This window comes from Gilliamella sp. B2889, assembly GCF_026536885.1.
Taxonomy (GTDB): domain Bacteria; phylum Pseudomonadota; class Gammaproteobacteria; order Enterobacterales; family Orbaceae; genus Gilliamella; species Gilliamella apicola_E.
Window position 1 is genome coordinate 414,904 of the sequence record NZ_JAFNNF010000002.1, and the last position, 14,332, is coordinate 429,235.

General features: G+C 33.1%; 17 protein-coding genes and 1 riboswitch. Of the genes, 9 read left to right on the forward strand and 8 right to left on the reverse strand.

Annotated features, from left to right (window positions below):
* The first annotated feature begins 4 nt into the window (after positions 1 to 4).
* From xerC to uvrD, 3 genes are all read left to right on the forward strand, one after another.
* Complete coding sequence (xerC, locus tag J3U09_RS04760) at positions 5 to 928, forward strand: tyrosine recombinase XerC (RefSeq protein ID WP_065563130.1); 924 nt, start codon at positions 5 to 7, stop codon at positions 926 to 928.
* Positions 928 to 1,641: a 5-amino-6-(5-phospho-D-ribitylamino)uracil phosphatase YigB gene (yigB, locus tag J3U09_RS04765; protein ID WP_065563129.1), complete on the forward strand. Its 714-nt coding sequence runs from the start codon at positions 928 to 930 to the stop codon at positions 1,639 to 1,641. Before xerC ends, yigB begins: the two co-directional genes overlap by 1 nt.
* A gap of 180 nt (positions 1,642 to 1,821) precedes the next feature.
* A complete protein-coding gene (gene uvrD / locus J3U09_RS04770) occupies positions 1,822 to 4,050 on the forward strand; it encodes a DNA helicase II (protein WP_065563128.1) in 2,229 nt (742 codons plus the stop codon).
* Positions 4,051 to 4,110: 60 nt separating this feature from the next.
* On the opposite strand, the gene cyaY is transcribed toward uvrD, so the two are convergent.
* From cyaY to J3U09_RS04800, 6 genes are all read right to left on the reverse strand, one after another.
* Positions 4,111 to 4,419, reverse strand: coding sequence for an iron donor protein CyaY (cyaY, locus tag J3U09_RS04775; RefSeq protein ID WP_065563127.1), 309 nt, complete (start codon positions 4,417 to 4,419; stop codon positions 4,111 to 4,113).
* Positions 4,420 to 4,510: 91 nt separating this feature from the next.
* Positions 4,511 to 5,029, reverse strand: a complete 519-nt coding sequence (locus tag J3U09_RS04780; protein ID WP_065563126.1) for a surface-adhesin E family protein — start codon at positions 5,027 to 5,029, stop codon at positions 4,511 to 4,513.
* Positions 5,030 to 5,800 (reverse strand): hypothetical protein, encoded by a 771-nt coding sequence (locus J3U09_RS04785; RefSeq protein ID WP_065563125.1) that lies wholly within the window; start codon positions 5,798 to 5,800, stop codon positions 5,030 to 5,032. It abuts the gene before it with no gap.
* Positions 5,801 to 5,879: 79 nt separating this feature from the next.
* Positions 5,880 to 6,494, reverse strand: coding sequence for a thiamine diphosphokinase (locus tag J3U09_RS04790; RefSeq protein ID WP_065563124.1), 615 nt, complete (start codon positions 6,492 to 6,494; stop codon positions 5,880 to 5,882).
* Between the two features lie 21 nt (positions 6,495 to 6,515).
* Positions 6,516 to 6,971, reverse strand: a complete 456-nt coding sequence (gene rimI / locus J3U09_RS04795) for a ribosomal protein S18-alanine N-acetyltransferase (protein WP_065563123.1) — start codon at positions 6,969 to 6,971, stop codon at positions 6,516 to 6,518.
* Complete coding sequence (locus J3U09_RS04800) at positions 6,946 to 7,347, reverse strand: DNA polymerase III subunit psi (RefSeq protein ID WP_065563122.1); 402 nt, start codon at positions 7,345 to 7,347, stop codon at positions 6,946 to 6,948. The genes rimI and J3U09_RS04800 overlap by 26 nt, the downstream gene beginning before the upstream one ends.
* Before the next feature lie 93 nt (positions 7,348 to 7,440).
* Here J3U09_RS04800 and rsmC point away from each other — a divergent pair, with 93 nt between their 5' ends.
* Positions 7,441 to 8,475, forward strand: a complete 1,035-nt coding sequence (rsmC, locus tag J3U09_RS04805) for a 16S rRNA (guanine(1207)-N(2))-methyltransferase RsmC (protein ID WP_065563177.1) — start codon at positions 7,441 to 7,443, stop codon at positions 8,473 to 8,475.
* Positions 8,476 to 8,516: 41 nt separating this feature from the next.
* Here rsmC and hemN read toward each other — a convergent pair whose 3' ends face one another.
* Together hemN and yihI are read right to left on the reverse strand one after the other, a co-directional pair.
* Positions 8,517 to 9,884, reverse strand: coding sequence for an oxygen-independent coproporphyrinogen III oxidase (hemN, locus tag J3U09_RS04810; RefSeq protein WP_416380042.1), 1,368 nt, complete (start codon positions 9,882 to 9,884; stop codon positions 8,517 to 8,519).
* Positions 9,885 to 10,127: 243 nt separating this feature from the next.
* Positions 10,128 to 10,592, reverse strand: coding sequence for a Der GTPase-activating protein YihI (gene yihI, locus J3U09_RS04815; protein WP_267357320.1), 465 nt, complete (start codon positions 10,590 to 10,592; stop codon positions 10,128 to 10,130).
* A gap of 162 nt (positions 10,593 to 10,754) precedes the next feature.
* Between yihI and coaA the strand changes: the two genes are divergently transcribed.
* The 5 genes from coaA to J3U09_RS04840 all read left to right on the forward strand — a co-directional run bounded on the left by coaA (position 10,755) and on the right by J3U09_RS04840 (position 14,238).
* Entirely contained in the window at positions 10,755 to 11,690 is a 936-nt protein-coding gene (gene coaA / locus J3U09_RS04820) for a type I pantothenate kinase (protein ID WP_065563120.1), read from the forward strand.
* A 16-nt stretch (positions 11,691 to 11,706) separates the two neighbouring features.
* Positions 11,707 to 12,165 (forward strand): DUF1090 domain-containing protein, encoded by a 459-nt coding sequence (locus tag J3U09_RS04825; RefSeq protein WP_267357322.1) that lies wholly within the window; start codon positions 11,707 to 11,709, stop codon positions 12,163 to 12,165.
* A gap of 146 nt (positions 12,166 to 12,311) precedes the next feature.
* A riboswitch (PreQ1 riboswitch) is annotated at positions 12,312 to 12,356 on the forward strand.
* A 4-nt stretch (positions 12,357 to 12,360) separates the two neighbouring features.
* Positions 12,361 to 12,834: a preQ(1) synthase gene (gene queF / locus J3U09_RS04830; RefSeq protein WP_065563118.1), complete on the forward strand. Its 474-nt coding sequence runs from the start codon at positions 12,361 to 12,363 to the stop codon at positions 12,832 to 12,834.
* A 16-nt stretch (positions 12,835 to 12,850) separates the two neighbouring features.
* Entirely contained in the window at positions 12,851 to 13,528 is a 678-nt protein-coding gene (gene queC / locus J3U09_RS04835; RefSeq protein WP_267357367.1) for a 7-cyano-7-deazaguanine synthase QueC, read from the forward strand.
* A 38-nt stretch (positions 13,529 to 13,566) separates the two neighbouring features.
* Positions 13,567 to 14,238: a 7-cyano-7-deazaguanine/7-aminomethyl-7-deazaguanine transporter gene (locus J3U09_RS04840; protein ID WP_267357324.1), complete on the forward strand. Its 672-nt coding sequence runs from the start codon at positions 13,567 to 13,569 to the stop codon at positions 14,236 to 14,238.
* Positions 14,239 to 14,332: the final 94 nt, after the last annotated feature.

Consider the following 14,332-nt stretch of genomic DNA (forward strand, 5'->3'; position numbering starts at 1 on the left):
GATGATGGCTAAAACTAATCCAAATTATTCCACTTTATTAGCTGAGCCGGTTGAGCATTTCTTAAACTATCTAAAATCAGAAAAACAACTTAGCCTAAACACACAAGTTAATTATCGCCGTCAACTTTATGCCATTATCGATTTAACCAAGGATCTGGATATTGAAAAATGGCAAGCTATTGATTCGTCAGCTGTACGATTATTAATTAGCAGAAGTCGGCAAACCGGTTTACAAGCAAGAAGTCTCTCCTTACGATTGTCTGCACTGCGAAGTTTTTTCGATTGGATGGTGAAGAATGAAATGATTTCCGTCAATCCTGCTCGAGGTGTAGTTAACCCTAAATTAGGCCAGCATCTTCCTAAAAATATCGATATTGATGAGGTTAATCAATTACTAGATATTGAATATAACGATCCATTATCTGTGCGCGATAGAGCTATGCTCGAAGTTATGTATGGTTCTGGATTACGTCTTTCTGAATTAGTTAACATTAATTGTCGAGAGCTAAATTTAAGGGAAGGGGAAGTCCGGGTAATGGGAAAAGGTAATAAAGAACGGAAATTACCTTTAGGGCGAGAATCTGTAAAATGGATTGAATATTGGTTAACCATGCGAAATGAATTAAAACCTCAGGATGATGCACTATTTATTTCTAAATTGGGGAAACGAATTTCTCCTCGTAATGTGGAGAAACGATTTGCTCAATGGGGTATCAAACAAGGATTAAGTTCACATGTTCACCCACATAAACTACGCCATTCATTTGCAACACATATGCTTGAATCGAGTGGTGATTTGCGAGCAGTACAAGAATTACTAGGTCATGCTGATTTATCCACTACACAAGTTTATACTCATCTGGATTTTTCACATTTATCGGAAGTTTATGATTCTGCTCATCCACGAGCTAAAAGAGGGAAAAAGTAATGCATTTTTATCGTTCAATTGACTGCATTAAAGCGATCACTTTCGATCTAGATGATACTCTATATGATAATAGTATGATTGTAGATAAAGCTGAAGAGGAAATGATAAAAAATTTACAGAAATATGAACAGTTTCAAAATTTAACGTTAGATTTATATTTCCAAGAAAAAAGTTTGGTGCTCTCAATCAATCCGGAAGTTTATCATGATGTGATAGTTTGGCGGATAGATACTATAAAATCATTATTGAATAGAACTAGTATACCCGTGTCTCAACATCCTCAGATAATTGATGATGCTGTAGATTGTTTCAATGTTTGGCGGCATAAGATGGTTATTCCTCAATCAACACATACTTTATTAACTAAACTAGCAAAAAAATATCCACTAGCTGTAATTACTAATGGTAATGTCGATGTAAATAAAATCGGATTGGGAGACTATTTCCAATTTTCTTTACGTGGTGGACCGGATGGACGTTCAAAACCATTTCCAGAAATTTTTGATTTGGCTGCAAAAAAATTATCCATACCCAATAAATATATATTACATGTCGGCGACAATTTAGAGACTGATGTTAATGGCGCCATCAATAATGATTATTTATCGTGTTGGATAAATATCTTTGAGCAAGATATTTATCATCTTACTGATGCAAGGTGCTTACCTCATATTGAGATAAGCCGATTGATAGAATTAGATAATCTGTTATAATTATCGCATATGTGTATAAAAAGACAGTACAGTTAGATGTAAATAAGTTTGCATTTACTACCTGTCTTTATTTTTTTAATAGACTCACCAAAAATATTATAAAGAAAATGGCAATTTTAAAAAGATTCAATGTATCAATAATTAATAGTGGTTTATGTAATCGGAATGGATTAACACATAATGAACATTAAGCAATCATTATTAGAAGACCTTAACACAGAACAACAAACTGCAGTAGTTACAGATAATCAATATACTATTGTACTTGCTGGTGCCGGAAGTGGTAAGACTCGTGTACTTGTCCATCGAATTGCTTGGCTCTGTGTTGAGAAGAATTATTCGTCCGGTTCGATTTTTGCGGTTACTTTTACCAATAAAGCTGCTGCTGAAATGCAAGAGCGAATTGAATCGTTAGTTGGTGAAAGATATTTAAATGGAATGTGGGTAGGTACCTTCCACGGTTTGACTCATCGCTTATTACGCATGTTTCCTCAACAAGCTAACCTTCCAGATAATTTTCAGCTTATTGATACAGAAGATCAGATTCGACTTATCAAGCGAATTTTCCGAGAACTTCAAGTAGATGAAAAGCAATGGTCAGCAAAAGAGTGTGCTAATTATATTTCTGCGCAAAAAGAGAAAGGATTTCGCGCTAAAGACTTGGTACCAGAAGATCCAAAACAAGTTATGTGGCAAGTAATCTATCGTGATTATCAGGCAATTTGCGATAAAGTTGGCTATGTTGATTTTTCTGAGTTAATTCTGAGAGCTTATGAATTACTTTGTAGTGATGAGAATGTTTTAGATTATTGCCGTAATCGTTTTTCAAATATTCTCATTGATGAGTTTCAAGATACTAATAGAATTCAATATCGATTTGTACAAAAATTAGCGGGTAGTACAGCCAATATCATGATTGTTGGTGATGATGACCAGTCAATTTATAGTTGGCGTGGAGCTAATGCCGATAATCTTCAATTATTTATCAATGATTACCCCGACACTGAAATTGTTCGCTTAGAGCAAAATTATCGATCCACAGGGTTGATTTTAGATTCTGCAAATAAATTGATTGCTAACAATAAGAATCGGTTAGGTAAAAATTTATGGACCGATAGTGGCGATGGTGAAAAAATCTTGCTTTACAGAGGTTTTAATGATGCCGATGAGGCAAGATTTGTTGTTGGCCAAATAAAAAAATTCCATGAGCAAGGTCAAAATTACTCTAGTTGTGCGATTTTGTATCGTAATAATATTCAATCTCGGATTTTTGAAGATACATTAATGCAAAATGGCATACCTTTCCAAATTTATGGTTCGATTAGATTCTATGAAAGGCAAGAGGTTAAATTGGCTCTTGCTTATTTACGTCTATTACATGACCATAACAATGATATGGCATTTGAAGCAACTATAAATACGCCAACTCGTGGTATAGGCCAAGTTACTTTAGATAAAATTAGACATTTTGCTAAACATAAAGCTATGTCGTTATGGGATGCTTGCTTAACGTTAATTGAAAAGAAGGGACTTTCTGATAGACAACTTACAGACATAAGTCGATTTATCCATTTAATGCAATCGATTCACGCTGAAGTTAATGACTTACCTTTTTATAAACAATTAGAGAAGATTATTACATTATCAGGTGTCTTGCGAATGTATGAACAAGAGCCGGGTATAAAAGGTCAGGCAAGGTTAGAAAACCTTGAAGAACTTGTTTCTGCAGCTGAGCAATTTTACCGTGTCAATCAAAATACTGTGATTGAAGATGCTGAAACAGGTAAACCTTTAACAATTTTAGAATCATTCTTATCGGTTACATCGCTTGAAAGCCGTGATGTGGGTACTAACCAAGATTCTGTCCAATTGATGACGCTACATTCAGCAAAAGGATTAGAATTTGACAATGTCTTTATTGTAGGCTGGGAAGAGAGTATCTTCCCTACACAACGTTCTATTCAAGAAGTCGATAAAATGGAAGAAGAAAGACGTTTAGCTTATGTTGGTATAACGCGAGCAAGAAAAAACTTAACACTTTCATTGGCAGAACAAAGACGACTCTATGGGCGAGAAGAACGAAATTTACCTTCGCGTTTTTTAGATGAGTTGCCAGTTGAAAACTTAAATGAAACTTATTACCAAGGTAGTTTCTCTTCATTTGGAGGGCGATCTGGTTACCAAAATAAAGATGATGAGTTTTATCAAGAACGTAAAAAATCTTATTCTAAAAAGAAAAAGGAAGATGATGGTTATACATTAGGTAGAAAGGTTAAACATAACCGTTTTGGTGAGGGCTCAATTATCAATCTTGATGGTGAAGGTGATCATAGGCGAGTTCAAATCGCTTTCGTTGATGTTGGTATTAAATGGTTAGTAATAAAATTAGCAAATCTGACATTATTATAAATGCCATCTATTTTAATAAAATTGGCGCTAAATATTAATTTACCGCCTTTTTTATGAAAATTATTCAGCTTGTTCTTCTACAGCTTGGGTGAAAATATCTTCAAATGTTTGATCTGATCGATTACAAATCCATTTGTTGTTAATAAAGTCAAAGTGATAGCCTTGTTTTCTTGTTGCTAACCAAACTTGAAATAAAGGTTCTTGTGTATTAATGATAATTTTACTGTTATTTGGAAAGCTGATATTAATAACATTACCATTAGTTTCGTAATCTAAATCGATATCATGCTCATCAACATAATCATCAAGGTATGATTCAATTTGATTGAAAAGTTGATCTGTTAGAGTATGAAATTGAGTGACGTTCATATTGGTGTGATTATATTGAGCAATTAATATAGGAATAGTAGCATAAATAGAGAGACTCCGCCACAGCTAGGTGGCGAAGGTAAATTCAGTGTTACTGATTGAGAGGTAATGAACAAACCATTATTAATAATTTATAATTTTCATCATTTTTTTCGGCTCGCATCCAACGATTTGGAATATTGATATTATTAATTAATTTACCCTCTGCGAAGTTTTTTTCAACTAAATCAAGTTGTCCTTTAGCAATTTCTTTTTTGTCACAATTAGCATAATAGTTAACGACAATAGTGCGATAGGGTGTTTTCACATTATCTATGTTTTGTACTAATGCAGGAGTATAATTGATCACTTCTTTAAAGACACGAATTCGAGGATTGAACGGGTGTAACTTTATCGATTTTTTATCAAGGAATGAGTAACCAACCTTATTATCTTCATCATTTTTTGAAATAGGTGTAAATTGCTCACCGATTTTAGGATTGCTCAACATTTCCTTAACTTCTTTTGCTTGAGTAGCTTTCTCTTCTTCAGTAAGTGGCCGCTTTTCATCTGTTGCATAGCTTATAGTTGCAAAAGAAAAAAGAATTAAGACTAAGCATAATTTTTTCATTTAAATGTTATCTCCCTCTTTTGAGCTCTTGCCTTCACTTGATTCTTGTGTTGCATTATTTTTTTCTTGTTCTTTTTTTAATTTATAAGCTTCGATCTTTTCTTGCTGTTCTTTTTTTATCTGTTCATCAAATGGCTTTATATCTGGACGATCTTTATAAAGAATATCTTTCTTTAAATCGCCCTGAATAGAGCAAAGAACGCGATTATAGTTGTTGTCTATGTTCTCTAAGTATAGAGATTTTTCAATTGTCCCAAGTCTTGGCACTACGCCATCAATTGCATAAAGGTTCTCTTCCCATTCAGGGGATTTAGCATTGCGATCATAAATTTTAGCATTAGCAATATAAACATTTTCATTATAATTTGACCATTTTATATTTTTTAATGCATTGATAATTTCTTCTTGGCTATTATCAAAAATAAAACCCCAATAATAATATTTTCCAGATAAATTTGTTGGAATATATATGTCTTGATATCCCGTAATAGTTAACCCACGATATTTAAGTGGTTTTTTAAAAATAACTTTATTTTTATCTTGTTGATAAATTGATTCTACAGGAATAAATGTCACGTTATCTTTTGTGGTTAAATCAACATACTCGCTAAATGTTTTTTTATTTTCAGCTAGATTTTGGAAAAATTGATTATCACATGCAAGAAAAGTATCGACTATCTTATCTGTTACACTTGCTTTATTGTCTTGAGCAAAAGCCATGCAAGACATGAGCGAAGAACAAGCAATAACAGTAAGTTTTTTGAAAAGCATGGGCTGTTCCTTTAAAAAATCGCTAATAAAACGTCACAATATTGTAAAGCAATGTAAGTTGATGTCAATCTAAACAGTTTTAATTTTGAACAAAAATCAATAAATGACCAGCATTAAAAGAAATTTTGACAGTGTCATTAATAGCTTTATTACGTAGACTAGTAAAACTACCTAAAGATAAAGTTTGATTATGTAATGGGTATTCAAAACCGGTTATAGTTAACCCTGTAACTTTGGATAGAGGCATTAATGAAATAATATGGTATTTAACATGACGGATAATTTGATGATTAGTTGCGAAGAAAAAGTGACAATAATCATCATAAAACAGCATTTTTAATTGTTGATGATATTGCATAGCAACCGATAAGTTACCTAGAAAGTGGTCACTGGCTCGTCCTGATGCACCATATATGGTAAATGATGTGACTCCTTTACTATTTAAAAACAACAACGCTTTTTCAAAGTCAGTTTTAGATTGATCTGGTGTATGAATGATTTGGGTTTTATCGGGAATCGTCATATTGGAGTTAATGCTATCTAAATCACCGATTATAAAATCTGGTTTAATTGAAGATTTAGATAGATAACTATGATATGCACCGTCAGTACATGCGATATAATTATAATTACCTAAATGGGAAGGTAGATTTTTAGGTGGTTCGCCATTTACAAATAACAGTGCTGTGAACATTATTACTCCCATTAAAACATTTTATAACGCTAAAGTATAAGCCATAATAATTGCATCTTCTTTATTACCATCGGTGGTTGGGTAATAATTTTTTCTAATAGTTATTTGATTGAACCCTATTGAGTGATATAACTCAAGTGCTGGCGAATTTGATTTTCTTACTTCTAACCAGATTGTCGAAATTTTACTTGGCATTGCCATTAAATCATTAATCAACTGGTTTAATAATGTTTTTGCTAACCCTTGATTCCGGTATTTAGGATGTATGGCAATATTAAATAAACTTGCTTCATCAGCTACTTGTTGGCAAATACAAAAGCCTACAATTTTATTATCAACGGTTATTTTAAGGTTTAAATAACGTTCTCCTTGATTTGAAAAGAAAGTCTCTTTAGACCAAGGAATAGGGTAGCATAATCGCTCTAACTCATAGGCTTCTGCTAGATCATTTTCATTTAGGATGGAAATCGTTTTCATATTCACATAATTGTAGCCAAAGCTGTCGCTTTTGTTGTGGATCTTTGGCTAGCGAAACTAAATCGCTGGTTTTAATCGTTAATTTATTTTGCCATTGTTCATGGCTGTTTATGTCAATAAACCAAGTTACAACTTTTACTTCATTAGCCGGTATTATTAATTGCGAAGGCGTAAGAAATAAAACTTGCTCTTCAGTTAAATCAATAGCTTTTAAAATATCATAATAAATTTTTTGTGTTGGTTGCTTTTTAGCAACGACGATTAAACGAATTTTATCGTCGATATGTGTAGCAAGTTCACCTTGAAAAACGGCAGAATTGCGTAAAACATATTGGGTAATATCACATTGCTTTAGATACCAATCAGTTGCTGTCATTGTCGGATTACTGTTTTTATTAGGGATTAAAGAAAGTTAATTGTATAATCTTCGCTTCAATTTATAAAGGTTTTTCATTGAGGCATTATGGCAATATCCGCATTTACTCCTGCTAGCCAAGTACTTGAACGTCATCAATCCTTTTTTGATGATAAAAATATTCTTATTGCAGGTGATATCCAAGATAATTACCCAGCTGTTATATCAGCTAATTTGGTTAAGATTCACTGCTCGCAGTATCACACATTTTTAAATTTTAAACACTCGAAACGAGCTGAAAGCTCCAATTTTTCGCTCTATCCTGACGAGTCTTTTTATAACAATGTTAATACACTCATATATTATTGGCCTAAAACTAAGAGTGAAGCGCAATTTCAGTTATCATTTTTATTAAATAATATGCCTAAAGAGAGTGATATTTTTATTATTGGTGAAAATCGGACTGGTGTAAAAAGTGTTGAAGGATTATTGGCTGATTTTGGCTCTATACAAAAAATAGATAGTGCAAGGCGATGTGGTCTGTATCATTTTCGTGCTGATAGTCGTTTAGCTTTTGAACTAAAAGAGTGGTGGCTAAGTTATCATTTAACCATTGAAAACCAAGATATCGAAATTAAAAGCTTACCAGGTGTATTTAGCCAAAAAGGATTAGATGCGGGTAGTGAGCTTCTGTTAAATGCATTGATGGAACAGAGTGATATTATTAAAGGTAATATCCTAGATGTAGGCTGTGGCTCAGGCATATTAACAACAGTTTTAGGTAAGTTATATCAAGATATAAGTTTAACATTAACCGATGTCAGTAGTATGGCGTTAGAGTCAAGCAAAGCTACCTTAGCTTGTAATAATCTTTCTGCAAATGTTATTGCTAGTGATGTATTTTCAGATATCAACGATAAATTTCACTTAATCATCTCTAATCCACCTTTTCATGATGGTAAAGAGACAAGTTATACAGCAGTAAACAAACTGATTAAAGAGGCTAAAAAACACTTAAAATTAAATGGTTATCTTTGTATTGTGGCAAATTCATTTTTGCCTTATCAATCGATTTTGGATGAAACCTTTAAAAGTGTTGAAATTATTGCTCAAACAACAAAATTTAAAGTCTATTTAGCCAGTCATTAATAGTAAATGATAATCAAATATTCATGCGTGAGTAGAGTGAACTAGATCACGCGTGAAAATTGATGTTGTCGAACCAATCGTCGCATATAAATATCAAAACACATACAAATATTTCGAATAAGCAAATGACCTTTAGGTTGGACAACGATGCTATCTTTATCAACTAGGACTAAACCATCTTGTTCCAATGGTGCTAATAGTTTTAAATCTTCAGAAAAATAGTCATCAAATTTAATCGCATAAAGTTGTTCAATTTGTTTTTTATCAAGGTAAAAATGGCAAATAAGTTGCTTAATGATGTCTCTTCTTATTTTGTCATCTTGATTTAAGGTAAACCCCTTCCATAAACCATTACCTTGTTGTTTAACTAAAGTTTGATAATTTTTTAGATCTTTATGGTTCTGTGCATAACTATCTCCCAACATACTTATTGCTGACACACCAAGACCCAATAAATCTGAATCGCCTTTAGTTGTGTATCCTTGAAAGTTACGATGCAATTTATTTTCTTGTTGAGCAATAGCCAATTCATCGGTTGGTTTGGCAAAATGATCCATACCAATAAATTGATAACCGGCTTGTGTTAATTTTTCTATACTAGTTTGCAAGATCTTTAATTTTTGATTAGCGTTAGGTAAATCATGATCTTTGATTTTACGTTGCGCGGCAAAACGACTAGGTAAGTGGGCATAATTAAAAACGCTTAATCTATCAGGTGAAATATCAATCACTTTATTTAAAGTTTCGGTAAAACTTTCAACGGTCTGTTTGGGTAATCCATAAATTAAATCAAGGCTAATTGATCGAAAATTATTTTTTCGCGCTTGAGCAATCAACGAGCGGATTAAATTTTCATCTTGTTCTCGGTTAATTAGATTCTGAATTTCATGATTGAAATCTTGAATTCCCATACTTAAGCGATTAAAGCCTAGTTCAGCAAGATGATCGATTGTTTGTGTACTGATTTCTCTGGGGTCTATTTCGATTGATAATTCAGCATTTTGTGTAAAGTTAAAGTGTTGCCTGATTGATGTGATTAGTCGGGTCATTTCATCATCAGTCAAAAAAGTAGGCGTGCCTCCGCCCCAATGCATTTGGCTTACAATACGATTTTTGAACAACTCTGACCGTTTAGCAATTTCAATATCTAATATATCGAGATACTGGGTAACTTTATGGGTTTGCCGGGTAATAAGTTTATTACAACCGCAAAAGTAACAAAGTTTATGGCAAAACGGAATATGGACATATAGTGATAATGAACGTTCAGGATAACGTGTGGCAGCTGAAAGAAAGTTTTGTTCAGTGAACAGCTCATTAAATTCAAGCGCAGTTGGATATGAAGTATATCTTGGGCCGGAATAGTTATACTTTTCTATTAACGCTTGGTCCCATAGCTGAGATTGAATCATATTGTGTTTATTTAATCCTGCTTTTGACATTGTTGTTTCCATCACATTTTGCTTTACTACGCTTTTTGATTTGCGCTTTCATTTTAATACGATTGATTTTTTTCAAATACAATAATGTGCAGATAAATAATCCCAAATATAAACCGAGCATAATAAATATTGGCATGGTTAATGACTCTTTATTGACATTATTTGGAAAATGAAATCATTAATTTCTAGTTCATATTAAATAAATCTAACTTAATTACGTTTAAGTAAGCTGACAATATCTTCTTTAGGCTCTTCTAACTCGTCATCAAAATCATTATCTTCATAACCTAATTGTTTCATCAGTTGATCAATGCGATCTAGTTTATTATCAAGATAAGATTGTTGTTCATTAGTCAATGTTTTGCCTTGCTCAACTAAATCAAGTAAATGGTCAAGTTTAGTATCATTTTCAAGCTGGTCTAATTCTTGTTCTGGTGTTAATTTGACCTTTTTAGGTTGATTAACTTTTATAATTGGATCATCCGTTTGCACTAATGAAATTGGTTTTTTACTACCAATTCGCGGATCTTTAATGATATTTAACGTTTTTTTATTGTTTTGTTTGCCGTTAAAACGAGAACCACTAGGTAAACCTTTATGTTTACGTTTGCGCTTAAGTTCTCGAGACTCTTCATTAATCTCTTGACGGTTTTTTTTCGATTTATTTTTTAACATACAATCTCAATTTAATATCTGGTTATAAATTTACTTAAACATATTTTACCAGCAAGTCATTAATATAGCTATGAGCAGAAGTTAATGCGAATTTATGATTGTAAAAAAATAGATTTAGTATAATCTGAGCCAAATAATTTTTAAATATTGAGCAAATAAAACATGAAAAATCATTTGAGCCCTTATATGCAATTTACCCGACAAGAGTGGGCTGGCTTGCGTAATGCGGTACCGATGACTTTAACTGCTGAAGAATTAACCTCGTTACAAGGAATTAATGAAGATTTGTCTATGGATGAAGTAAGTGAAATTTACTTGCCTTTATCTCGATTACTCAATTATTATATAAGTAATAGTTTTAGCCGTCAGGCAGTCTTATCAAAGTTTCTAGGTAAAAGTCAGAAAATACCTTATGTTATCGGTATTGCTGGTAGTGTTGCTGTTGGTAAAAGCACCACAGCTCGTGTCTTACAAGCATTATTAACTCGTTGGCCGGAACATCGCAAAGTTGCGTTAGTAACGACCGATGGCTTTTTATATCCCAATCGTTATCTTGAAGAACGTGGTATCATGAATAAGAAAGGATTTCCTCAATCTTATGATATCAAAAAGTTAATTAATTTTGTTGCTGATGTAAAGTCAGGTCAGTCAGAAGTTAAAGCACCCGTTTATTCTCATTTGGTTTACGATATTGTTGAAGACGAACAGATTACTATCGACAGTCCAGATATTTTAATTCTTGAAGGATTAAATGTTTTACAAGGCACCATAAATTATACACAGGCTAACAATCGAGTGTTTGTTTCCGATTATGTAGACTTTTCAATATATGTCGATGCACAATTACCCTTATTACACGATTGGTATGTGAATCGATTTTTAAAATTTAGAGCTGGGGCATTTAGTGATCCTAACTCTTACTTTAACCACTATTCTAAGCTTCCCGAGGAAGAGGCTGTGAATATTGCTAACCGCCTTTGGCGAGAAATTAATGAATTGAATTTGATCGAAAATATCCTGCCAACACGGGAACGAGCAAGTTTGATTTTAACCAAAGGTAAAGATCATAAAGTAGATTGTGTTCAATTAAGAAAATAAACTTAGGGGAATCAATATGAAATCAGCAATTAGGTTATTAAGTAAGTTAAGCATTATCACTTTAGTTACTGCATTTTCTGTAAACAGTTATGCAACAAATAATGATGAATACCAAGGGTTAAATTGTGACGGAAAAAAACAAGCAATCCAAACTAAAATAGATCAAGCTAAGAATGCCAATAATACTAATGAAGTTGCAGGTCTTGAAAAAGCACTTCAAGAAGTTAATACCAATTGTAAAGATGAAACATTAGAAGAAAAATATAAAAGATTAGTGGTTGAAAAAACTAAAGATGTTACTGATAAAACTAAAGAATTAGCAGAAAAGACTAAAGAATATGCAAAAGACAAACTCAATGCAAATCAAGATAAAATTGATGCATTAAAAGCTAAATTAAATGATGCTGAAAAAGAGTTATCTGATGCTAAAGATAAACTTGCTGATTATTACAAACAAATGACTAGCAACAAATAGAGTAAAGTTAAACGCAAAAAAGTGCCTTCCTCAACTTTTTTGTTAGATAAGCACCATTAATCGAGTGTTAATGGTGCTTTTTTATTGATAAAAGATAATGTGCTTAAACTAGACTTTTCTGCCTAAAAAGAGTAAGGTGTGCGCCTTATTACGTGGTTCGTGAACCTCCCACGCTAAAAAACTAAGGAAAATTTAATGAGCAACATTACACTACTTGGCGACCAATCTGTTCGCTATCCAACTGACTATTGTCCTAATATTTTAGAAACCTTTGATAATAAACACCCCGGTAATGATTATTTTGTTAAATTTAATTGCCCGGAATTTACCAGCCTTTGTCCTATCACTGGTCAACCTGATTTTGCCACGATTTATATTTCGTATGTCCCCAATATAAAGATGGTGGAAAGTAAATCGCTCAAACTCTATTTATTTAGCTTTCGTAATCACGGTGATTATCATGAAGATTGCATTAATATCATTATGAAAGATCTGATTAAATTAATGGATCCTAAATATATTGAGGTCTGGGGGAAATTTACACCACGTGGTGGTATCTCTATCGACCCTTATGCTAATTACGGTAAACCTGGTACTAACTGGGAACAAATTGCGCTTAATCGTTTAGCTAATCACGATCTTTATCCTGAAAAAGTCGATAATCGTTAATTTTTTTCGTACACAAATTAAATCGGAACCGTTAAAAATGCAAAATCGTAAAGCTCTAGTGATATTTTCTGGTGGGCAAGATTCTACTACCTGTTTACTGCAAGCCATTGCTGATTATGGGCGTGAAAACGTTGAAACAATCAGCTTTCAATATGGTCAACGACATGCCATTGAGCTTGAAAAAGCCAAATGGATTGCTGACGATCTTGGTGTAAAGCAAACCCTCATTGATACTTCAGTGATCAAACAAACGACCAATAATGCCTTGATTGATGACTCACAAGAAATCAAAGCCGCTCAAGAAGGGAATTATCCGAATACCTTTGTTGACGGGCGTAATATGCTATTTTTATTGTTAGCGGGGTGTTATGCAAAACAACATGCTATTCAAGATATCATTATTGGCGTATGTGAAACCGATTTTAGTGGTTATCCGGATTGTCGAGATATCTTTATTAAATCCATGAATGTTTCGATGAATTTAGCCTTGGATTACACGTTTAACATCATCACCCCATTAATGTATCTGACTAAAGCGCAAACATGGGAAATGGCTGATAAACTCGGTTATCTTGATTATATCCGGCAACACACTCACACTTGTTATTATGGGGTAGAGGGGGGATGTGGTAAATGTCCAAGCTGTATCCTTCGAGATAAAGGTTTAACTCAATACCTTAATCAATCAAATTAACACTGGGTTCACTCACCCCATTAAAAAAGGAAAAACTTATGTATCTGAACACTAATTCAGAACAAACGAGCAAATTTACTCATACTCAACAAATGAAGGCTCTTGGCTGGCTTTCGTTTTTTCATATTTTAGTTATTGCTTCAAGCAATTATCTGGTACAAATCCCATTTGATATCTTCGGTTTTCATACCACATGGGGAGCATTTACCTTTCCATTTATCTTTTTAACCACCGATTTAACCATTCGGGTATTTGGTGCTAGTCTTGCCAGAAAAATTATCTTTGTCGTTATGATACCGGCATTACTGTTCTCTTATTCCATTTCGGTTGTGTTTTTTGAAGGGCATTGGCTGGGATTTTCAGCTTTATCTGATTTTAACAGTTTTGTTTTCCGTATTGCTTTAGCCAGTTTTGCCGCTTATTTAGTTGGGCAATTGATGGATATCACTGTGTTTAATTATTTACGTAAGAATAAAGCATGGTGGGTTGCGCCTTCGGCGTCAGCGGTGTTAGGTAATGGTATTGATACTATTGTCTTTTTTGCCATTGCCTTTTATCAAAGTAGTGACGAATTTATGGCCAATCATTGGATCGAGATTGCCGCAATTGACTATAGTTTTAAAATTTTGATTTGTGGATTATTCTTCTTACCGCTTTATGGCATTATTTTGAATTTTATTTTAAAAAAACTGCTTGTAAAGCCACTGTAACTAACTGATCAATCACTTAATTATTCAGAATAATCGTTAATATTTAGAGCTTATCAGCGTTATGATAAGTTCTAAATGCCAAAACCCCTCTCAA